This is a genomic window from Pseudomonas sp. GW101-3H06 (assembly GCF_059424605.1).
This window is the reverse complement of record NZ_JBWKZO010000001.1, coordinates 4,156,173-4,177,217: the sequence shown is the minus strand read 5'-3', so window position 1 is coordinate 4,177,217 and position 21,045 is coordinate 4,156,173. Positions and strand designations below refer to the sequence as shown.

Sequence of the window (21,045 nt, the reverse complement as noted above, 5' to 3'; positions counted from 1 at the left end):
CGTCATTGCTCCTTGGCTTCGTTGCGGCCCAAGTGGAACGCCGTCACGGCTGCGGCGAGCAGCAGCATCGAGGCGAGTTCGACCACCAGCAGGTAAGGACCGAACAGGCTGATGCCCACGGCCTTGGCGTCTACGGTGGTGTGGCCGATGGCCTGGCCGGTCTGGTCGGAGAACAGCACATACAGCAGTTCAACCAGCAGCAGCGCGGCGAGGGCGACCGGGCCGCCCCAGATACCGGGCTTGAGCCAGACGCGCTCTTGCTGAACCGAGGCCGGGCCCAGGTTCAGCATCATCACCACGAACACGAACAGCACCATGATGGCGCCAGCGTAGGCGATCACTTCCAGCACACCGGCGAACGGCGCGCCCAAGGCGAAAAACGTCATCGCCACGGCGATCAGCGAAATGATCAGGTAGAGCAGGGCGTGCACAGGGTTGGTGTTGGTGATCACGCGAAGCGTGGACACCACCGCGATACCCGATGCGAAATAGAAAGCGAATTCCATCTTTCTTCCTTAAGGCAGCAAGCTCTTCACGTTGATCGGTTCGGCTTCATTCTGCGCGGCGCCCTTCGGCTTACCGGCAATCGCCATACCTGCAACACGATAGAAGTTGTAATCAGGGTTTTTGCCGGGGCCGGAGATCAACAGATCTTCTTTCTCGTAAACCAGGTCCTGACGTTTGAACTCGGCCATCTCGAAATCCGGTGTCAGCTGGATCGCGGTGGTCGGGCAGGCTTCCTCGCAGAGGCCGCAGAAAATGCAGCGCGAGAAGTTGATGCGGAAGAAGTCCGGGTACCAGCGACCGTCTTCGGTTTCAGCTTTCTGCAGCGAGATGCAACCGACCGGGCAAGCCACGGCGCACAGGTTGCAGGCTACGCAACGCTCTTCGCCGTCGGGGTCGCGGGTCAGGACGATACGGCCACGGTAGCGCGGCGGCAGGTAGACCGGTTCTTCCGGGTACTGCAGCGTGTCGCGCTTGCGGAAGGCGTGGCCGAAAATCATCACCAGGCTGCGAAGCTGGGTGTAGAAGCCATGCACGATGTCAAATATGTACTTCATGATTCTCTATCCTCACTGAGCCGCGACGGCGGGCGTGTTGAGCAACACGATCGCAGCGGTCACCAGCATGTTGACGAGGGTCAGCGGCAGGCAGAACTTCCAGCTGAAATCCATCACCTGGTCATACCGTGGGCGCGGAATCGAAGCGCGCAACAGGATGAACATCATGATGAAGAACCCGGTTTTCAGTGCGAACCAGATGAACGGGATCTGCGGCAGAATGCCGAACGGACCGTGCCAGCCACCGAAGAACAAGGTCACCAGCAGCGCCGAAATCAGCACGATACCGATGTACTCGCCGACGAAGAACATGCCCCATTTCATGCCGGCGTATTCAATGTGGTAACCGTCGGCCAGTTCCTGTTCCGCTTCCGGCTGGTCGAACGGGTGACGGTGAGTCACGGCCACGCCAGCGATGAAGAAGGTCAGGAAACCGAAGATCTGCGGAATGATGAACCACAGGTTCTGGGCCTGGTATTCAACGATGTCGCGCATGTTGAACGAGCCGACCTGGATCACAATGCCCATCAGCGACAGGCCCATGAACACTTCGTACGACACGGTTTGTGCCGAGGCCCGCAAGCTGCCCAGCAGGGCGAACTTGTTGTTGCTCGACCAGCCGGCGAACAGCACCGCGTAGACCGACAGACCGGCCATGGCAAAGAAGAACAGGATGCCGATGTTGATATCCGCCACGCCCCAGGTCGGGGTGATCGGGATGATCACGAAGGCAATCAGCAGGGCGCTCATGGCCACTACCGGTGCCAGGGTGAAGATCATCTTGTCGGCGAACGGCGGGGTCCAGTCTTCCTTGAAGAACATCTTGATCATGTCGGCGGCGATCTGGAACGCACCGAACGGACCGACGCGGTTCGGACCGTAACGGTCCTGCCAGAGGGCGAGCAGGCGACGCTCGACCCAGCTGAGCAGGGCGCCGCAGACCACCACGGCGAGCAGAATCACCACAGCCTTGAGGACCGCGATGATGATGTCGATCACTTCAGGAGTGAACAAGGTCATTGCGCTGCCTCCTGCAGACCGTCAACGGATTGGCCAAAGATCGCTGGTGGGATACCGGCGATGCCCGCAGGCAATGCCACCAGGCCGGCGCCCAGCTCTTCATTGATACGCAGTGGCAGACGCAGGGTCTGGCCAGCCACGTTCAAGCTCAGCATGGCGCCGTCGTTGACACCCAGGCGGTCGGCTTCGGACTTGGCCAGGGCCACGTAGGCGGCCGGAATGCGTTCCTGGACCGGAGCGGCTTTGGAAGAGTTTTCCTCGCTGCCGAACAGGTGGAAGAACGGCACGACCTGCCAGGTACCCGGAGCCGGGTTGAACGCACGCGGAACACTGACGAACCAGTTCAGCGAGTCACCGGTGCTTTCGATCAGGCGGGTGCCCGGGTCGCCGGCACGGATGTGACCACCGACTTCGTCCTGGAACTTGTTCCAGGCTTGCGGCGAGTTCCAGCCCGGAGACCAGGCGAAAGGCACTTGCTGACGCGGCTCGGCCGAACCCGAGTAACCTTCCATCGAGAAGGCGAACGCGGTGTCCTTGTCCTGCGGGGTACGCGGTTCATGCACGTTGATGTCGGCGCGCATGGCGGTACGACCGGAGTAACGCAGCGGTTCACGGGCCAGTTTCATGCCCTTGATGCGGAACGCGGCGGACGGGGCGGCATCGACGATGCGGTTCAGTTGCGGCGTGCTTGCCGCCACGGCAGCGGTGGCGTGGTCCAGCTGGGTCCAGTCGATCGGTTGGTTCAGCAGGGTCGCGCGCAGGGCATGCAGCCAGCGCCAGCCTTCGTGAACCAGGATGCTGGCATCCATGTACTTCGGATCGAACACCTGGAAGAAGCGCTGGGCGCGGCCTTCCTGGCTGACCAGGGTACCGTCGCCTTCGGCGAAGCTGGCGGCTGGCAGGACCAGGTGCGCGCGATCGCTGGTGGCGGTCTTCTGGTGGTCAGCCACGATCACCACTTTCGCGGCGGTCAGGGCGGCATCCACACGGGCTTTGTCGGTACGGGTGTACAGATCGTTTTCCAGCACGACGATGGCGTCGGCCTTGCCGTCGATCACCGCTTGCAGCGCAGCGTCGACCGATTCGCCACCGAGCATGGCCAGGCCGAGGCTGTTGGCTTCCGGCACGACCAGGCTGATGGAGCCGTTCTTCTCGCGCAGCTTCAGGGCCTTGGCGATGTTCGCGGCGGCCTCGATCAAGGCTTTGGAGCCCAGCGAAGTACCGGCGATGATCAGTGGGCGCTTGGCCGCGAGCAGGGCATCGGCAATGCGTTTGGCCAGCTCAAGGGCTTCGGCATCCAGGCCTTCAACGGCTGGAGCGCTGGCGTCGAGGGCGTGAGCCACGGCGAAACCGATACGGGCCAGGTCGTCTGGAGCGGCGTGAACGCATTCTTCGGCGATGTCGTCGAGCTTGGTTTCAGCCAGGCTGGCGATAAACAGCGGGTTCAGCGCGTGCTGGCCGATGTTCTTCACTGCGGCGTCGAGCCAGGGCTGGACGCGCATGGCGTCGGCCATGTCTTCAGCTTTGCCTTTGACCGACTGACGCAGGGCCAGGGCCATACGGGCTGCGGTCTGGGTCAGGTCTTCGCCGAGAACAAACACGGCGTCGTGGTCTTCGATGTCGCGCATGTTCGGCACTGGCAGCGGGCTGTCCTTGAGCACTTGCAGCACCAGACGGATGCGCTCGAGCTCGGACGCTTCGATACCAGAGTAGAAGTGCTCGGCGCCGACCAGTTCGCGCAACGCGTAGTTGCTTTCGAGGCTGGCGCGTGGCGAACCGATACCGACGATGTTGCGGCCGCGCAACAGGTCGGCGGCTTTATCCAGCGCTTCGTCGAGGGTCAGCTTGGTGCCGTTGGCCAGCAAAGGCTGACGTGGACGGTCCTTGCGGTTGACGTAGCCATAGCCGAAACGGCCACGGTCGCACAGGAAGTACTGGTTTACCGAACCGTTGTAACGGTTTTCGATACGACGCAGCTCACCGTAACGCTCGCCCGGGGAAATGTTGCAACCGCTGGAGCAGCCATGGCAGATGCTCGGCGAGAATTGCATGTCCCATTTACGGTTGTAGCGCTCGGAGTGGGTCTTGTCGGTGAACACACCGGTCGGGCAGACCTCGGTGAGGTTGCCGGAGAACTCGCTTTCCAGCACGCCGTCTTCAACGCGACCGAAGTACACGTTGTCGTGGGCGCCGAACACACCCAGGTCGGTGCCGCCGGCGTAGTCCTTATAGAAGCGTACGCAGCGGTAGCAAGCGATGCAGCGGTTCATCTCGTGGGAAATGAACGGCCCCAGTTGCTGGTTCTGGTGGGTGCGCTTGGTGAAGCGGTAACGGCGCTCGTTGTGGCCGGTCATTACCGTCATGTCTTGCAGGTGGCAGTGACCGCCTTCTTCACAGACCGGGCAGTCGTGAGGGTGGTTGGTCATCAGCCATTCGACGACGCTGGCGCGAAATACTTTCGCTTCTTCGTCGTCGATGGAGATCCAGCTGCCGTCGGTGGCGGGGGTCATGCAGGACATGACGATCCGACCACGCTTGTCGTTCTCGTCGGTGTACTGCTTGACCGCGCACTGGCGACAAGCGCCAACGCTGCCAAGGGCGGGGTGCCAGCAGAAATAAGGGATATCGAGGCCTAGCGACAGACATGCCTGTAACAGGTTGTCTGCCCCATCGACTTCGAGCTCTTTGCCGTCTACGTGGATAGTGGCCATGGTTCAAAGTTCTTCGTTGGCCCGGTGTCAGCGGGCGTGGCTAATGGAATCTTGTTATCCGCGCGAATCAACACAGCCGTTAAGGCGTCATCGCACGAAAAGCGAAGGGCACGGACCCTTCGCCTTTTTTAAGCGTTTACGCGCCGACTACGATCGGCCTTGCCAGAGGCGGGACGACGGCGCTGGTGGGCGCGATGCCGGCTTCGAACTCATGGCGGAAGTATTTGATGGCGCTGCCCAATGGCTCCACGGCACCCGGTGCGTGAGCACAGAAGGTCTTGCCTGGGCCGAGGAAACCGACCAGACCCAGCAGGGTCTCGATATCGCCGGCTTGCCCTTCACCGTTCTCGATCGCACGCAAGAGCTTCACGCTCCACGGCAGACCATCACGGCACGGGGTGCAGAAACCGCACGACTCACGGGCGAAGAACTCTTCCATGTTGCGCAGCAGGGACACCATGTTGACGCTGTCGTCCACCGCCATGGCCAGGCCGGTACCCATACGGGTGCCCACCTTGGCGATGCCGCCGGCGTACATTTGTGCATCCAGGTGTTCCGGCAACAGGAAACCGGTACCGGCGCCGCCGGGTTGCCAGGCCTTGAGCTGGTAACCGTCGCGCATGCCGCCGGCGTAGTCTTCGAACAGCTCGCGACCGGTGACGCCAAATGGCAGTTCCCACAGGCCCGGGTTCTTGACCTTGCCGGAGAAGCCCATGAGCTTGGTGCCCATGTCTTCGCTGCCTTCGCGAGCCAACGATTTGTACCAGTCCACGCCGTCGGCGATGATCGCCGGGACGTTGCACAGGGTTTCGACGTTGTTCACGCAGGTCGGCTTGCCCCATACGCCAACGGCGGCAGGGAAGGGCGGCTTGGAGCGCGGGTTGGCGCGGCGGCCTTCAAGGGAGTTGATCAGTGCGGTTTCTTCACCGCAGATGTAACGCCCGGCGCCGGTGTGGACGAACAGCTCGAAATCAAAACCGCTGCCCAGGATGTTCTTGCCCAGCAGGCCCGCTGCCTTGGCTTCTTCCACGGCACGGTTCAAGTGCTTGGCGGCGGTGGTGTACTCGCCACGCAGGAAGATGTAGCCACGGTAGGTTTTCAGTGCGCGGGCACTGATCAGCATGCCTTCGATCAGCAGATGGGGCAGTTGCTCCATCAGCATGCGGTCTTTCCAGGTGTTGGGCTCCATTTCATCCGCGTTGCACAGCAGGTAGCGGATGTTGATGGATTCGTCCTTGGGCATCAGGCCCCACTTCACGCCAGTGGGGAAGCCTGCACCGCCGCGGCCCTTGAGGCCGGAGTCTTTCACGGTCTGGACGATGTCGTCCTGAGCCATGTCGGCGAAGGCCTTGCGCGCAGCGGCGTAACCGTTCTTGGCCTGGTATTCGTCGAGCCATACGGCTTCGCCGTCGTCACGCAGACGCCAGGTGAGCGGGTGAGTCTCGGCCGAACGCTTGATGCGGTTGGCAGGACCGAAGGAAGTCAGGGTCATACATAGCCCTCGAGCAATTTGGCAACGCCAGCGGGCTGCACATCACCGAACGTGTCGTCGTCGATCATCAACGCCGGCGCCTTGTCGCAGTTGCCGAGGCAGCAGACCGGCAGCAGGGTGAAACGACCGTCGGCGGTGGTCTGACCCAGGCCGATGCCCAGCTTGCTCTGGATTTCGCTGACCACCGACTCGTGGCCGCCGATGTAGCAGACCATGCTGTCGCAGACGCGAATGATGTGGCGGCCGACCGGCTGACGGAAGATCTGACTATAGAACGTCGCCACGCCTTCAACGTCGCTGGCCGGAATGCCGAGGATTTCGCCGATGGCGTACAGGGCGCCATCCGGCACCCAGCCACGTTCCTTCTGGACGATCTTCAGGGCTTCGATCGACGCCGCGCGCGGGTCTTCGTAGTGATGCAACTCGTGCTCGATGGCCGAGCGCTCGGTTTCACTGAGGGTGAAACGGTCTGTCTGGATAAGCGTGCTGTTCATGCTTAGCGGTCCACGTCGGCCATAACGAAATCGATACTACCCAGGTACGCGATCAAGTCCGCGACCATGCTGCCTTTGATCACCGAAGGGATCTGCTGCAGGTGCGGGAAGCTTGGGGTACGAATCCGGGTGCGGTAGCTCATGGTGCCGCCATCGCTCGTCAGGTAATAACTGTTGATGCCCTTGGTCGCTTCGATCATCTGGAAGGATTCGTTGGCCGGCATGACCGGGCCCCACGAAACTTGCAGGAAGTGCGTGATCAAGGTTTCGATGTGCTGCAGCGTGCGCTCTTTCGGCGGCGGCGTGGTCAGCGGGTGATCCGCCTTGTACGGGCCTTCCGGCATGTTGCGCAGGCACTGGTCGATGATCTTGATGCTCTGGCGCATCTCCTCGACACGCACGATGCAACGGTCGTAGGCATCGCCATTGGCCGCCAGCGGTACTTCGAACTCGAAGTTCTCGTAGCCCGAGTACGGACGCGCTTTACGCAGGTCGAAGTCGCAACCGGTGGAACGCAGGCCGGCACCGGTGACACCCCATTCCAGGGCTTGCTTGGTGTTGTAGTCGGCGACGCCGATGGTCCGGCCACGCAGGATGCTGTTGTCCAGGGCGGCTTTCTGGTATTCGTCCAGACGCTTGGGCATCCACTCGACGAAGTCCTTGACCAGTTTTTCCCAGCCGCGCGGCAGGTCGTGGGCGACGCCACCGATGCGGTACCAGGCCGGGTGCAGACGGAAGCCTGTGATGGCTTCGATCACCGTGTATGCACGCTGACGGTCGGTAAAGGTGAAGAACACCGGGGTCATGGCGCCGACGTCCTGGATGTAGGTGCCCAGGAACAGCAGGTGACTGGTGATCCGGAAGAACTCGGCCATCATGATACGGATGACGTCGACCTTCTCCGGCACCTTGATGCCGGCCAGCTTCTCGACCGAGAGCACGTACGGCAGGTTGTTCATCACGCCGCCGAGGTAGTCGATACGGTCGGTGTACGGAATGAAGCTGTGCCAGGACTGGCGCTCGGCCATCTTCTCGGCACCACGGTGGTGGTAGCCGATGTCCGGTACGCAGTCGACGATCTCTTCACCGTCCAGCTGCAGGATGATGCGGAACGCACCGTGCGCCGAAGGGTGGTTGGGACCCAGGTTGAGGAACATGTAGTCCTCGTTCGGGCCGGAACGTTTCATGCCCCAGTCTTCAGGCTTGAAGCGCGCGGCTTCTTCCTCGAGCTGTTGCTTGGCCAGGGTCAGGCTGAACGGATCGAACTCGGTGGCACGGGCCGGGAAGTCCTTGCGCAGCGGGTGACCTTCCCAGGTCGGCGGCATCATGATGCGCGACAGGTGCGGGTGGCCTTTGAAGTCGATGCCGTACATGTCCCAGACTTCACGCTCGTACCAGTTGGCGTTCGGCCAGATGCTGGTGACGCTCGGCAAGCTGAGGTCGCTTTCGGACAAGGCGACCTTGATCATTACGTCACTATTACGTTCGATCGACATCAGGTGATAGAACACGGAGAAGTCGACGCCGTTCGGCAGCCCTTGACGCTTGGTGCGCAGGCGCTCGTCCACGCCGTGCAGGTCATAGAGCATGACGTACGGCTTGGGCAGGTTGCGCAGGAAAGTCAGGACTTCGACGAGTTTGGCGCGGGCAACCCAAAGCACCGGCATGCCGGTGCGGGTAGGCTGGGCGGTGAACGCCTCCGGGCCAAAACGGTTGTTCAGTTCGACGACCACATCCTGGTCGTCTGCCTTATAAGGCGGGATGTACAGAGCACTGCCTGTAGTCATGGTTATTTATCGCTTTCGGTCAACGTAAAGAATGAAGCCAGTTTTTCGTTTCTGTGAAACAGCAGAACTGGATCAGACTTCGTCGGGGCTGCGCAGGTTGGTTACCTGAATACGCTGTTCGCGGCGCTTTTCCTTTTCGGAAGGCATCTCGGCGCGATAAACGCCTTGATCACCAACGACCCAGGAAAGTGGGCGACGCTCCTGGCCAATCGACTCCTGCAACAGCATCAGGCCTTGCAGGAAAGCTTCAGGGCGGGGCGGGCAGCCAGGCACGTAGACGTCCACGGGCAGGAACTTGTCCACCCCTTGAACGACGGAGTAGATGTCGTACATGCCACCGGAGTTGGCGCACGAACCCATGGAGATAACCCATTTCGGTTCGAGCATTTGCTCGTAGAGACGCTGAATGATCGGCGCCATCTTGATGAAGCAGGTGCCGGCGATAACCATGAAATCCGCCTGACGCGGCGATGCCCGGATAACCTCGGCGCCAAAGCGCGCGATGTCGTGGGGCGCCGTGAAGGCGGTGGTCATTTCCACATAGCAGCACGAAAGACCGAAGTTATACGGCCACAGGGAGTTCTTGCGCCCCCAGTTGATCGTGCCGTTAAGCACGTCTTCGAGCTTGCCCATGAAAATGTTTTTGTGGACTTGATCTTCTAACGGATCGGAAACGGTTTCCCGTTCGCCAATCGGATACTGCTCGTTAGGAGCATCGGGGTCGATCCTGGTGAGATTGTATTGCATTGCCAAAGCCTCATTGTTTCAGCTTCGCTTGCCGCTTGCGCCGAGCTTCCGGAGCCCAGTCAAGGGCGCCCACTCGGAATAGGTAGACAAGGCCTGCCAACAGAATTGCTATGAAAACGAGAGCTTCGACGAATCCGGTCCAGCCGCTTTCGCGGACGGACACAGACCATGCAAAGAGAAAGAGGGCTTCGATATCGAAGATCACGAACAGCATCGCGACCAGATAGAATTTGGCTGAGAGCCGCAAGCGGGCGCCACCTGTAGGTAGCATGCCGGACTCGAACGGTTCGTTTTTGCTGCGGCCCCAGGCTTTTGACCCAAGGAGGCTTGAGACACCGAGCATAAAGGCGCAGAGGCCGACAACGCCCAGAAGGAAAATGGCAAAGCCCCAGTTGTGGGCCATGAGTCCTGTCGCTTCGGGCATGCTGGTAATCCTTAACAGAGAGCAAGGGTCTCTGAGCTTGAAAAGAAACAAAGCAGTGACGATATGTCGCAGCAATCAATCCCGCTGATTTTATGGCACAACACCCTGCAAGTAAAATTCCTATAGCGAAATTATTTATAGGAATAAGGACATAGCGAGCCCTCAAAGCCCTGTAACCCTTGCGTTGCGGGCATTAGCCGGCATTTCGTCAAATATGTTTTGTAGGGAATGTAACGAACATAGTTATGGATAAATGATAATCAATATTGTTTGGGATGGTTTTTAAACTCTTTACCCTGCAGGGAGTTGGGAAGTTGTCTTATATGAGCGTTACTGCAAGTAGCGTGCGGGGCTGTTTTACCTGATTTTCCTGATCTCGATAGCGCTCTGGATCAATGTGTGGGTTCAACACCGCAACCCCTTGTGGGAGCGAGCCTGCTCGCGAAAGCGGTGGGTCAGCCAGCCCAAATGTTGAATGTTGAACCGCCTTCGCGAGCAAGCCCGCTCCCACAGGATTTTGGAGTGCTTGTTAAATCGCGCGCAAAAAAAAACGCCCCGAACCGGTCGGGGCGTCAGATGTGCAGCGCTGCGGTTAGCTTTCTATATGGTCCGCGGCCGTTGACTCAGGTGAAGCAGATCAGTGGAACTGTTCTTCTTCAGTCGAACCGGTCAGCGCGGTCACCGAAGACGAGCCACCCTGGATCACGGTGGTCATGTCGTCGAAGTAGCCGGTGCCCACTTCCTGCTGGTGAGCCACGAAGGTGTAACCCTTGGCGGCGTCAGCGAATTCCTGCTCTTGCAGCTTCACGTAGGCAGTCATGTCGTTGCGGGCGTAGTCGTGCGCCAGGTTGAACATGCTGTGCCACATGTTGTGAATGCCGGCCAGGGTGATGAATTGGTGCTTGTAGCCCATGGCGGACAGTTCACGCTGGAACTTGGCGATGGTCGCGTCGTCCAGGTTTTTCTTCCAGTTGAAGGAAGGCGAGCAGTTGTACGACAGCAGTTGATCCGGGTATTCCTTTTTGATCGCTTCGGCGAAGCGACGGGCTTCTTCCAGATCCGGCTTGGCGGTTTCACACCAGATCAGGTCGGCGTACGGTGCGTAAGCCAGGCCGCGAGCGATGGCCTGGTCCAGGCCGGCGCGCACTTTGTAGAAGCCTTCCTGGGTACGTTCGCCAGTCACGAATGGCTGGTCGTACGGGTCGCAGTCCGAAGTCAGCAGGTCAGCGGCGTTGGCGTCGGTACGAGCCAGGATGATGGTCGGTGTACCGGCAACGTCAGCCGCCAGACGGGCAGCGGTGAGCTTCTGTACAGCTTCCTGGGTAGGAACCAGTACCTTTCCGCCCATGTGGCCGCATTTTTTCACGGAAGCCAGTTGGTCTTCGAAGTGAACGCCGGCGGCGCCTGCTTCGATCATGCTCTTCATCAATTCGTAGGCGTTCAGTACGCCACCGAAACCGGCTTCAGCGTCGGCCACGATAGGCGCGAAGTAGTCGATGTAGCCTTCGTCGCCCGGGTTCTTGCCGGCTTTCCACTGGATCTGGTCGGCACGACGGAACGAGTTGTTGATGCGCTTGACCACGGTTGGAACCGAGTCAACCGGGTACAGCGATTGGTCCGGGTACATCGATTCGGCGGAGTTGTTGTCCGCAGCCACTTGCCAGCCCGACAGGTAGATCGCCTGGATGCCGGCCTTGACTTGTTGCACAGCCTGGCCGCCGGTCAGGGCGCCCATGCAGTTGACGAAATCTTTCTCAGGACGGAAGGCTGGCTTGGCACCCTGGGTAACCAGGTTCCACAGCTTCTCGGCGCCCATCTTTGCAAAGGTGTGCTCAGGTTGAACCGAGCCACGCAGACGGACGACGTCAGCAGCGGAGTAAGTGCGTGTCACGCCTTTCCAGCGCGGGTTTTCAGCCCAGTCTTTTTCGAGGGCTGCAATTTGCTGTTCGCGTGTCAGTGCCATGGAGATAAACCTCGTCGCGTCTTGTATGAAAAGTTGTTCTGCGGTGGAAAATTCCTGTTCGCCAGATACGCATCCTGAAAATGGCGTAGATGGCTGCTCGCTGACCAGAAGCTTAGGCGGTCAAGTCGGATTCGGCGGGGGAGGCGACGTGATGAACGATGGGCTCGAGGGGGAAGTGAGCAGGTAAAGGCGAACTGCGGGCGCATTCGGGCGTCGTGGGCCTTGGTGCGAACATCAGTGTGGTGCCGGGTTACCTAATAACGCTTCCGTCCCTCGGGACAACTTCGTTCCAGTCGACAACCTCGTCAAACACACCTTGTGGGCGGTACAGACACGAAGCGGTTCGCGGGGTAGGTGCGAACATCGCCTCGAAGGCCCTTGCCAGGGCCTCTGATTAGCGGGAGCGAGGCCATCATGCCTTCGCTTTTTTGGCTCGTCAAACGTTTTGTAGTGCTTTTTTTCAGGCACTACATCTTTGGTCTAATACGACTCGTCAGTCAGTTTTTGATGCTTTAGTCCAAGGTGTCGACTTTCACCCGCAGGGTCATGTCATTGCGGCTTTGGGTCGAGTAGCGGCGGGCCAGGCCCTGTTTGTCGGCCTGTGTCTGGCCATTTACCCCGGCCAGCAGGATCCATTCGCCCAGGCGGCCGGTGACGGTTGTGTCGGTACTTTGTACGTTCACTACATCGGGACGTTCCTGGCTCATGCGGTCACGGTTGGTACTGATCGACAGGTGCACGATCTCGCCGGTGACATTGGCAGTGACGTAAAAACCCTGGGTGACGTTGCGGTATTCGGTCTGGCTGCGCAGGTCGCCGTAGGAGTCGGTCTGGGTGCTGGTCAGGGGGACGCTTTGGCCGACCTGGATCAGTGCCGGCATGCCATCGGTGGCCTGGATTTGCTGGATGCCGCCGTCACGGCTGTCGGTACTGCGGTTGATGATGCGGGTCTGGTTCGGCTTGGCGCCGTTCACTGAATGACCCTGATCGCCCTGGACGTTGTTTTCGTTGGTGTCGACGGTAATCAGCAGGCGTTTGGGTGCGGTATCGAGCTGGCCTAAAAGCGCCTTAAGTTCGTCGATCTTGCGCTGATCGGCGTTGACGATGAGCTGATTGCCGTAGGCGCTGACCTGGCCGTCCTTGCCGATGAAATCCTGCGCCACCGGCAGCAGGTCGGCGCTGGTGTGGTAGTTCAGTGGCACGATCTCGGTGGCTGCCATGACCGAAAAACTGCAGGTTACCAACAGTGTGGTGAGCAGGGTGCGTAGGGACATATCCGTTATCTCCGCCAACTTCAAAGTGTTGATATTGCCAGTTTGTCGGCCTGGGGTGGGGCAAGTTGAATCCTGGACAGCAAAACGCCCCGGCATTCGAAAATGACGGGGCGTTTTTGGGGGTCTTCAGGGCCTTTGTGGCGAGGGAGCAAGGTCCCTCGCCACAAGGTCTCAAACCGACTCGCGCACCATGTCCACATGCGGAATGCCTGCTTCCAGGAATTCCTCGCTGACCATGTGAAAGCCCAGGCGCTCATAGAATGCCGTGGCCTGTACCTGAGCGCTGAGCATCTGCTGCTTCAGTCCGCGCTTCTCGGCTTCACCGATCACCGCCTGCATCAGCGCGTCGCCGACTTTCAGCCCGCGCCAGTCCTTGAGTACCGATACCCGACCGACATGACCGTCGGGCAGCAGGCGCGCGGTACCGATCGGAAAGTCGCCTTCCAGGGCCAGGAAGTGCACGGCCGTAACGTCGTCGGCATCCCATTCCAGTTCGGGCGGAACGGATTGTTCGGCGACAAACACTGCTTCACGAATGCGCCGGATCTCGGCGTTGTCCTTCTGCCAGTCTGCGACACGTACGTGAATTTTATTCATCGGCAAACCCCAGGCTTCCTTGCTTGACCAATTCGCACAGCAGGCCGCGACCGTCTTCATCGCTCAGCCATGGGCCGAGGTTGTCGCTGTGCAGGGCATCGGCGGCGCAGATCATTTTCAGCAGTTCGCGCAATTTGCCGGGCAGGTAGCGGCTCTGGCCGCTGGCGAACAGCAGCAGGTCGTCATCGACTTCCGACCAGGCCAGGCGGGCGCTCGGGTTGCGGATCAGCACCGCGCCTTGCTCCAGTGCGCCGAGTACGTCGTCTTCGGCGAGGTCTTCAGGGCCCACCACCAGTTCCGGATAGCGCGGTTCGGTCATGAACTGGCCGAACCAGGTCAGCAGCAGGCGTTCGTCGCTCATGTGCTCGGCCAGCAGGCTTTTCAGACGGTCGAGGGCGTCGTGCTGGATCTGGTGCGGGTCGGCCGCCGGCAGTGCGTCGGCGTCGGTGTAGCGCTCTTCGTCAGGCAGGAACTGGCTGAGGAAGTCGGTGAAGTGGGTCAGCACTTCAGCGGCGCTCGGTGCGCGGAAACCCACGGAGTAAGTCAGGCAGTCGTCGACGGCCACGCCGCAGTGGGCCAGGCGCGGCGGCAGATACAGCATGTCGCCCGGTTCCAGGACCCATTCGTCGGTGGCTTCGAAGTCGGCAAGGATGCGCAGGTCCGCATGTTGCAGCAGCGGGCTTTCGGAGTCGCACATCTGGCCGATTTTCCAGTTGCGCTTGCCGTGGCCTTGCAGCAGGAACACGTCGTAGTTGTCGAAGTGCGGACCGACACTGCCACCGGGGGCGGCGAAGCTGATCATCACGTCGTCGATGCGCCAGCTCGGCAGGAAGCGGAAGTGCTCCAGCAGCTCGCTGACTTCCGGTACGAACTGGTCAACGGCTTGAACCAGAAGGGTCCATTCGCGTTCCGGCAGCTTGCTGAACTCATCTTCGGCAAACGGGCCGCGACGCAATTCCCACGGACGCTCGCCGTTCTCGATGATCAGGCGCGATTCGACTTCTTCTTCCAGCGCCAGGCCGGCCAGTTCGTCGGCGTCAATCGGGCTTTCGAAGTCAGGAATCGCCTGACGGATCAGCAGCGGTTTTTTCTGCCAGTAGTCGCGCAGGAATTCCCGTGCCGTGATGCCGCCCAGAAGTTGAAGAGGAATGTCAGGATTCATGTGTAACCTATTGAAAAAAAGCACTTTTCAGACGGGAATAAAAACGCCCGGCGCTGCCGGGCGTCTCAAAAGGGTCCAGCGGTCAATCAGATGCGTTTGGCTTGTGCCACGGCGTTGCCGATGTAGTTCGCCGGAGTGAGCAGTTTCAGCTCGGCCTTGGCGGCGGCTGGCATGTCCAGGCCGTCGATGAAAGTCTGCAGCGCTTCAGGGCTGATGCCCTTGCCGCGAGTCAATTCTTTCAGCTTCTCGTACGGGTTTTCGATGTTGTAGCGACGCATGACGGTCTGGATTGGCTCGGCCAGGACTTCCCAGCAGGCATCCAGATCAGCGGCGATTTTGTCTGCGTTGAGCTCGAGTTTGCTGATGCCCTTGAGGCTGGCTTCGTACGCGATCACGCTGTGGGCAAAGCCGACACCGAGGTTGCGCAGTACGGTGGAGTCAGTCAGGTCGCGCTGCCAGCGGGAGATTGGCAGTTTGCTCGCCAGGTGCTGGAACAATGCATTGGCGATGCCCAGGTTGCCTTCGGAGTTTTCGAAGTCGATCGGGTTGACCTTGTGCGGCATGGTCGACGAACCGATTTCACCCGCGATGGTGCGCTGTTTGAAATAACCCAGGGAGATGTAGCCCCAGATGTCGCGGTCGAAGTCGATCAGGATGGTGTTGAAGCGTGCGATTGCGTCGAACAGCTCGGCAATGTAGTCGTGCGGTTCGATCTGCGTGGTGTACGGGTTGAAGCCCAGGCCCAGCTCGTCTTCGATGAAGGCGCGGGCATTGGCTTCCCAGTCGATCTCAGGGTAGGCCGACAGGTGTGCGTTGTAGTTGCCGACAGCGCCGTTGATCTTGCCCAGCAACGGAACGGCAGCGACTTGGGCGATCTGGCGCTCCAGGCGGTAAACCACGTTCGCCAGCTCTTTACCCAGGGTGGTCGGCGAAGCCGGTTGGCCGTGGGTGCGCGACAGCATCGGCACGTCGGCGAAGCGGATGGCCAGTTCGCGAATGGCTTCGGCGGTCTGGCGCATCAGCGGCAGCATCACGTCATCACGGCCTTCGCGCAGCATCAGGGCGTGGGACAGGTTGTTGATGTCCTCGCTGGTGCAGGCAAAGTGGATGAATTCGCTGACCTTGGCCAGCTCCGGCAGCTTGGCCGCTTGCTCTTTGAGCAGGTACTCGATGGCTTTGACGTCGTGGTTGGTGGTGCGCTCGATCTCTTTGACGCGCTCGGCGTGCTCCAGGGAGAAGTTTTCCGCCAGGGCATTCAACACCGCGTTGGCTTCGGCGGAGAACGCCGGCACTTCGCTGATGGCAGGGTGAGCGGCCAGGCGCTGGAGCCAGCGCACTTCAACCAGAACGCGGGCACGGATCAGGCCGTACTCGCTGAAAATTGGGCGCAGGGCCTGGGTTTTGCCGGCGTAGCGGCCGTCAACAGGGGAAACCGCAGTGAGCGAAGAGAGCTGCATGGGGTGTTCTCGGACAGTCGGGCAACGAAATGGGGCGCGTATCATACATGAAAAAATCCGCGGGTCCGTTGCCAACTGACCAGCGTATTACGCGTTACTGACTACAAAACGGTGTTGTTGATACGCTTCAGCTGCTGCGCATCAGTGGGTAAAGCTCTTTGAGCAATTTGCGGCGACTGACCACCAGTTGCCAGCGATGACCGCCCAATTGCCGCCACAGGCGTGCCGAACGAATACCGGCCAGCAACAGGGCGCGGATTTTCGAGGCGTTGCTCGGTTGCTGCAGGTTGCGCATGTCGCCATGGACCTGGATGCGCTGGCGCAGGGTGCTCAGGGTGTCCTGGTACAGCGCGCCGCACGCGGCGATCACGTTTTCGTGAGCCGGGCCGAAGTGTTCGACCTGGGACTGGATCTGCGGCAGGCGTTTGCCGATCACGTCCAGCATGTCGTTGCGCTTGGCCAGCTGACGCTCCAGGCCGAGCATGGCCAGCGCATAGCGCAACGGTTCGCGCTGCAGGGCGCTCGGGTCGCGTTCCAGGGCGCCGATCAAGGCGCGATAGCCTTCGCGCAGATTGATGTCGTCGCCGCCGTAGACTTCCAGGGTGTCCTTGGGGTCGCGGATCAACAGGCTGCCGAGCATGCAGGTCAGGCCGGCTTCGCTGGTCTGGCCGGTCTTGGCGATTTTGTCCACCAGCACCGCGGCGAGAAACACGCCGCCCAGCGCCGTCAGTTGCTCCTGAGTCGGGCTCATTGTTGCTGGCCTTTGCTTGTCCAGGGTTCGGCGACTTCGATCACGCCGCCGCCGAGGCAGATTTCACCGTCGTAGAACACCACGGACTGACCCGGAGTGACCGCGCGTTGTGGGTCATCGAAGGTCGCGCGGTAGCCGCTGGCGGTCCTTTCCAGGGTGCAGGGCTGGTCGCTCTGGCGATAGCGGACCTTGGCGGTCAGCTTGCGCGGCTGGCTCAGGTCGATCGGGTTGACCCAATAGATGTCGGAAGCGAGCAGGGCGCGGGAGAACAGCCACGGATGGTCATTGCCCTGGCCAACGATCAGCTCGTTGTGTTCCAGGTCCTTGATCAGCACGTACCACGGCTCTTCGCCGGCGTCCTTCAGACCACCGATACCGAGGCCCTGGCGCTGGCCGATGGTGTGGTACATCAAGCCGTGGTGACGGCCGATGACTTCGCCTTCGGTGGTTTTGATTTCGCCCGGTTGCGCCGGCAGGTATTGCTTGAGAAAGTCGCTGAAGCGGCGCTCGCCGATGAAGCAGATCCCGGTGGAATCCTTTTTCTTCGCGGTCGCCAGTTCGTATTTTTCGGCAATCGCACGGACCTGGGGTTTTTCCAGCTCGCCGACCGGGAACAGGGTCTTGGCGATCTGTTCGCCGCCGACCGCGTGCAGGAAGTAGCTCTGATCTTTGTTCGGATCCAGGCCTTTGAGCAATTCGGTGCGGCCGTCGATGTCGCGGCGACGCACGTAGTGACCGGTGGCGATCAGGTCGGCGCCGAGCATCATGGCGTAGTCGAGGAACGCCTTGAACTTGATTTCGCGGTTGCACAGGATGTCCGGGTTCGGCGTGCGACCGGCCTTGTATTCGGCCAGGAAGTGCTCGAACACGTTGTCCCAGTACTCGGCGGCGAAGTTGGCGGTGTGCAGCTTGATGCCAATCTTGTCGCACACGGCCTGGGCGTCCGCCAGGTCATCCATGGCGGTGCAGTATTCCGTTCCATCGTCTTCTTCCCAGTTCTTCATGAACAGGCCTTCCACCTCATAGCCCTGCTCGATCAGCAGGAGAGCGGAAACGGAAGAGTCCACGCCGCCGGACATACCGACAATGACGCGCTTCTTTTGTGTGTCAGAAGGGGCTGGATCACGCATAGGGATTCAATGAGTGTCTTGAAAAAGGACGCGATTCTAACAGGCTCGGGCCTGCAAGGCTAAAGAGAAGGACGGATCAGTTCGAGACCGAAGTGTTTGCCGTCCAGATAGTCGTCAATGCAGCGGATGATCAGCTCGCTGCGCCAGTGCTCGCGCTGCTCGATCAATTCCTGGCGGGTCAGCCACTTGGCGCCGACAATGCCGTCGTCCAGTTGATAGTCGGGGTGGTGTTTCAGCGGTTTGGCGATGAAGCACACCCGTTGGTAGGTTACGCCGTTGCTCGGCGCGGTATAGAGATAAATGCCCAGTACTCCGGTCGGTTCGACGTCCCAGCCGGTTTCCTCGAGGGTTTCGCGTACGGCGGCTTCGGTGAGGGTTTCGTCCGGATCCAGGTGGCCGGCGGGCTGGTTGAGCACCGTTCGTCCGTGCTTGAGCTCTTCGACCATCAGGAAGCGGCCGTTGTCTTCGACGATGGTGGCGACGGTGATGTGGGGTTGCCAGTCCATGGGATTACCTCAAGTTCAGGGGTGCAAAGATTTCAATATGGAAACCGGCCCCTGTGGGAGCGAGCCGGTTTCGGCAGATACGCTTAAACAGAAACCCCGGCACGGGGCCGGGGTTTCTTTGTATCACTACAACCTTACACCAGCGCAGCAATCGCCGCGTTGAGCGTGGCGCTCGGGCGCATGGCCTTGCTGATCAGCTCGGCATCGGCATGGTAGTAACCACCGATGTCCACTGGTTTGCCCTGAACGGCGTTGAGTTCGGCAACGATGGTTGCTTCGTTCTCGGTCAGGGTCTTGGCCAGGGTCGCGAACTGCGCTTGCAGTGCAGTGTCTTCGGACTGGGCGGCCAGGGCCTGGGCCCAGTACAGCGCCAGGTAGAAGTGGCTGCCGCGGTTGTCGATGTTGCCGACTTTGCGCGATGGCGACTTGTTGTTATCCAGGAACTGGCCGGTGGCCTGGTCCAGGGTCTTGGCCAGAACCAGCGCCTTAGGGTTGTCGTAAGTCACACCCAGGTGCTCAAGGGAAGCGGCCAGGGCCAGGAACTCGCCCAGGGAATCCCAGCGCAGGAAGTTCTCTTCCAGCAGTTGCTGCACGTGCTTGGGTGCCGAACCGCCGGCGCCGGTTTCGAACAGGCCACCGCCGTTCATCAGCGGCACGATCGACAGCATCTTGGCGCTGGTGCCCAGTTCCATGATCGGGAACAGGTCGGTCAGGTAATCGCGCAATACGTTACCGGTCACCGAGATGGTGTCCTTGCCTTCGCGGGTGCGCTGCAGGGTGAACTTCATCGCGTCGACTGGCGACATGATGCGGATGTCCAGGCCGGAGGTGTCGTGATCCTTCAGGTAGGCCTGAACTTTCTCGATCACCACGCCATCGTGGGCGCGCATCGGGTCCAGCCAGAAAATGGCTGGCGTGGCGCTTGCGCGGGCACGGTTGACGGCCAGTTTGACCCAGTCCTGGATCGGCGCGTCTTTGGTCTGGCACATGCGGAAGATGTCGCCGGCTTCAACCGACTGTTCCAGCAGCAGGGTGCCGTTGGTGTCGGTTACGCGAACCACACCGTTGGCCTTGATCTGGAAGGTCTTGTCGTGGGAACCGTACTCTTCGGCCTTCTTCGCCATCAGGCCAACGTTCGGCACGCTGCCCATGGTGGTTGGGTTGAAGGCGCCATTTGCCTTGCAGTCTTCGATCACTGCCTGGTAGATGGTGGCGTAGCAGCGATCCGGGATCACCGCCTTGGTGTCGTGCAGCTGGCCGTCGGTGCCCCACATCTTGCCGGAGTCACGGATCATTGCCGGCATCGAGGCGTCGACGATGACGTCGCTCGGCACGTGCAGGTTGGTGATGCCCTTGTCGGAGTTGACCATCGCCAGCGACGGACGAACGGCGTAGACCGCCTGAATGTCGGCTTCGATCTGCGCTTGCTGCTCGGCCGGGAGGGCCTTGATGCGAGCGTACAGGTCGCCGATGCCGTTGTTCAGGTTGAAGCCGATCTGCGCCAGCACGTCAGCGTGCTTGGCCAGTGCATCTTTATAGAACTCGGCAACGATCTGGCCGAACATGATCGGGTCGGAGACCTTCATCATGGTGGCTTTGAGGTGAACCGACAGCAGTACGCCTTGTTGCTTGGCGCTTTCGATTTCAGCGGCGATGAAGCTGCGCAGGGCATTTTTGCTCATCACGGCGCAGTCGAGGATCTCGCCGGCCTGAACGCTGGTCTTTTCTTTCAGGACGGTGGTGGTGCCGTCTTGAGCGATCAGTTCGATTTTGACCGCGCCGGCGGCGTCGATCAGGGCGGCTTTTTCGCTGCCGTAGAAATCACCGCTGCTCATGTGCGCGACGTGGGACTTGGAGTCCGCGGCCCAGGCGCCCATTTTGTGCGGGTGCTTGCGTGCGTAGTTCTTGACTGACAGCGGAGCGCGACGGTCGGAGTTGCCTTCGCGCAGAACCGGGTTCACGGCGCTGCCCTTGACCTTGTCGTAACGGGCCTTGGCTTCTTTGTCGGTGTCGCTGGTCACGGTTTCCGGGTAGTCCGGCAGTGCGTAGCCCTGGGCTTGCAGTTCTTTGATCGCGGCTTGCAGTTGCGGAACCGAGGCGCTGATGTTCGGCAGCTTGATGATGTTGGCTTCAGGCGTAACGGCCAGGTCGCCCAGTTCGGCGAGGTGGTCGGCTACGGCTTTGTCGCCCAGTTGCTCGGGGAAGCTGGCCAGAATGCGCCCTGCAAGAGAGATATCGCGGGTTTCCACGGCGATATCAGCCGAGGCGGTGAAGGCCTCTACGATAGGCAACAGTGAATAGGTGGCGAGGGCGGGAGCTTCGTCGGTGAAGGTATAGATGATCTTCGAGCGGGTGGGCATATTCGGATTAACTCTCTCTTCTTTGCTAAAGCGTGCGCAGAAACTCGAGGGGCGCCGGGTAAGCGCGTTCGTTCAAAGTCATCCATGAGCCGAATGTCGAGATTTCTTC

The 21,045-nt window shown here is 60.4% G+C and carries 18 protein-coding genes; all 18 read right to left on the bottom strand.

The annotated features are described in order from the left end of the window. Positions 1-2: 2 nt before the first annotated feature. The gene (gene nuoJ, locus AC07ZE_RS19130; RefSeq protein WP_095192720.1) at positions 3-506 is read right to left on the bottom strand and encodes an NADH-quinone oxidoreductase subunit J; all 504 of its coding nucleotides are present in this window, start codon (positions 504-506) and stop codon (positions 3-5) included. Positions 507-515: 9 nt separating this feature from the next. Next, a complete protein-coding gene (gene nuoI / locus AC07ZE_RS19125; protein WP_207266208.1) occupies positions 516-1,061 on the bottom strand; it encodes an NADH-quinone oxidoreductase subunit NuoI in 546 nt (181 codons plus the stop codon). Between the two features lie 12 nt (positions 1,062-1,073). After that, positions 1,074-2,081 carry an NADH-quinone oxidoreductase subunit NuoH gene (gene nuoH / locus AC07ZE_RS19120; protein WP_095192719.1) on the bottom strand — a complete coding sequence of 336 codons (1,008 nt, stop codon included), beginning with the start codon at positions 2,079-2,081 and terminating at the stop codon, positions 1,074-1,076. Further along, entirely contained in the window at positions 2,078-4,792 is a 2,715-nt protein-coding gene (gene nuoG, locus AC07ZE_RS19115) for an NADH-quinone oxidoreductase subunit NuoG (protein ID WP_207266207.1), read from the bottom strand. The genes nuoH and nuoG overlap by 4 nt, the downstream gene beginning before the upstream one ends. A gap of 136 nt (positions 4,793-4,928) precedes the next feature. Further along, complete coding sequence (gene nuoF, locus AC07ZE_RS19110; protein WP_137805756.1) at positions 4,929-6,284, bottom strand: NADH-quinone oxidoreductase subunit NuoF; 1,356 nt, start codon at positions 6,282-6,284, stop codon at positions 4,929-4,931. After that, a complete protein-coding gene (nuoE, locus tag AC07ZE_RS19105) occupies positions 6,281-6,778 on the bottom strand; it encodes an NADH-quinone oxidoreductase subunit NuoE (protein WP_008020715.1) in 498 nt (165 codons plus the stop codon). The genes nuoF and nuoE overlap by 4 nt, the downstream gene beginning before the upstream one ends. Positions 6,779-6,780: 2 nt before the next feature. After that, complete coding sequence (gene nuoC / locus AC07ZE_RS19100) at positions 6,781-8,565, bottom strand: NADH-quinone oxidoreductase subunit C/D (protein ID WP_095192716.1); 1,785 nt, start codon at positions 8,563-8,565, stop codon at positions 6,781-6,783. A 72-nt stretch (positions 8,566-8,637) separates the two neighbouring features. Beyond that, positions 8,638-9,312, bottom strand: a complete 675-nt coding sequence (locus AC07ZE_RS19095) for a NuoB/complex I 20 kDa subunit family protein (RefSeq protein ID WP_047527662.1) — start codon at positions 9,310-9,312, stop codon at positions 8,638-8,640. Between the two features lie 10 nt (positions 9,313-9,322). Beyond that, on the bottom strand, positions 9,323-9,736 hold the full coding sequence (locus AC07ZE_RS19090; RefSeq protein ID WP_003223812.1) for an NADH-quinone oxidoreductase subunit A: 414 nt from the start codon (positions 9,734-9,736) through the stop codon (positions 9,323-9,325). Positions 9,737-10,373: 637 nt separating this feature from the next. Continuing rightward, positions 10,374-11,699 (bottom strand): isocitrate lyase, encoded by a 1,326-nt coding sequence (aceA, locus tag AC07ZE_RS19085; protein ID WP_020799541.1) that lies wholly within the window; start codon positions 11,697-11,699, stop codon positions 10,374-10,376. Positions 11,700-12,211: 512 nt separating this feature from the next. Next, positions 12,212-12,973 carry a secretin N-terminal domain-containing protein gene (locus tag AC07ZE_RS19080; protein WP_207266206.1) on the bottom strand — a complete coding sequence of 254 codons (762 nt, stop codon included), beginning with the start codon at positions 12,971-12,973 and terminating at the stop codon, positions 12,212-12,214. Positions 12,974-13,144: 171 nt separating this feature from the next. Then, a complete protein-coding gene (locus tag AC07ZE_RS19075; RefSeq protein WP_207266205.1) occupies positions 13,145-13,570 on the bottom strand; it encodes a GNAT family N-acetyltransferase in 426 nt (141 codons plus the stop codon). Then, positions 13,563-14,732 (bottom strand): ribosomal protein uL16 3-hydroxylase, encoded by a 1,170-nt coding sequence (locus tag AC07ZE_RS19070; protein ID WP_207266204.1) that lies wholly within the window; start codon positions 14,730-14,732, stop codon positions 13,563-13,565. Before AC07ZE_RS19070 ends, AC07ZE_RS19075 begins: the two co-directional genes overlap by 8 nt. Positions 14,733-14,818: 86 nt before the next feature. After that, complete coding sequence (gene purB, locus AC07ZE_RS19065; protein ID WP_095192711.1) at positions 14,819-16,189, bottom strand: adenylosuccinate lyase; 1,371 nt, start codon at positions 16,187-16,189, stop codon at positions 14,819-14,821. A 127-nt stretch (positions 16,190-16,316) separates the two neighbouring features. Beyond that, positions 16,317-16,940 (bottom strand): high frequency lysogenization protein HflD, encoded by a 624-nt coding sequence (gene hflD / locus AC07ZE_RS19060; protein WP_095192710.1) that lies wholly within the window; start codon positions 16,938-16,940, stop codon positions 16,317-16,319. After that, positions 16,937-18,070, bottom strand: a complete 1,134-nt coding sequence (gene mnmA / locus AC07ZE_RS19055; RefSeq protein WP_207266203.1) for a tRNA 2-thiouridine(34) synthase MnmA — start codon at positions 18,068-18,070, stop codon at positions 16,937-16,939. The genes hflD and mnmA overlap by 4 nt, the downstream gene beginning before the upstream one ends. 59 nt (positions 18,071-18,129) lie before the next feature. Next, positions 18,130-18,576 (bottom strand): NUDIX hydrolase, encoded by a 447-nt coding sequence (locus AC07ZE_RS19050; RefSeq protein WP_207266202.1) that lies wholly within the window; start codon positions 18,574-18,576, stop codon positions 18,130-18,132. Positions 18,577-18,710: 134 nt separating this feature from the next. After that, positions 18,711-20,936, bottom strand: a complete 2,226-nt coding sequence (locus AC07ZE_RS19045) for an NADP-dependent isocitrate dehydrogenase (protein ID WP_207266201.1) — start codon at positions 20,934-20,936, stop codon at positions 18,711-18,713. Between the last annotated feature and the right edge of the window lie 109 nt (positions 20,937-21,045).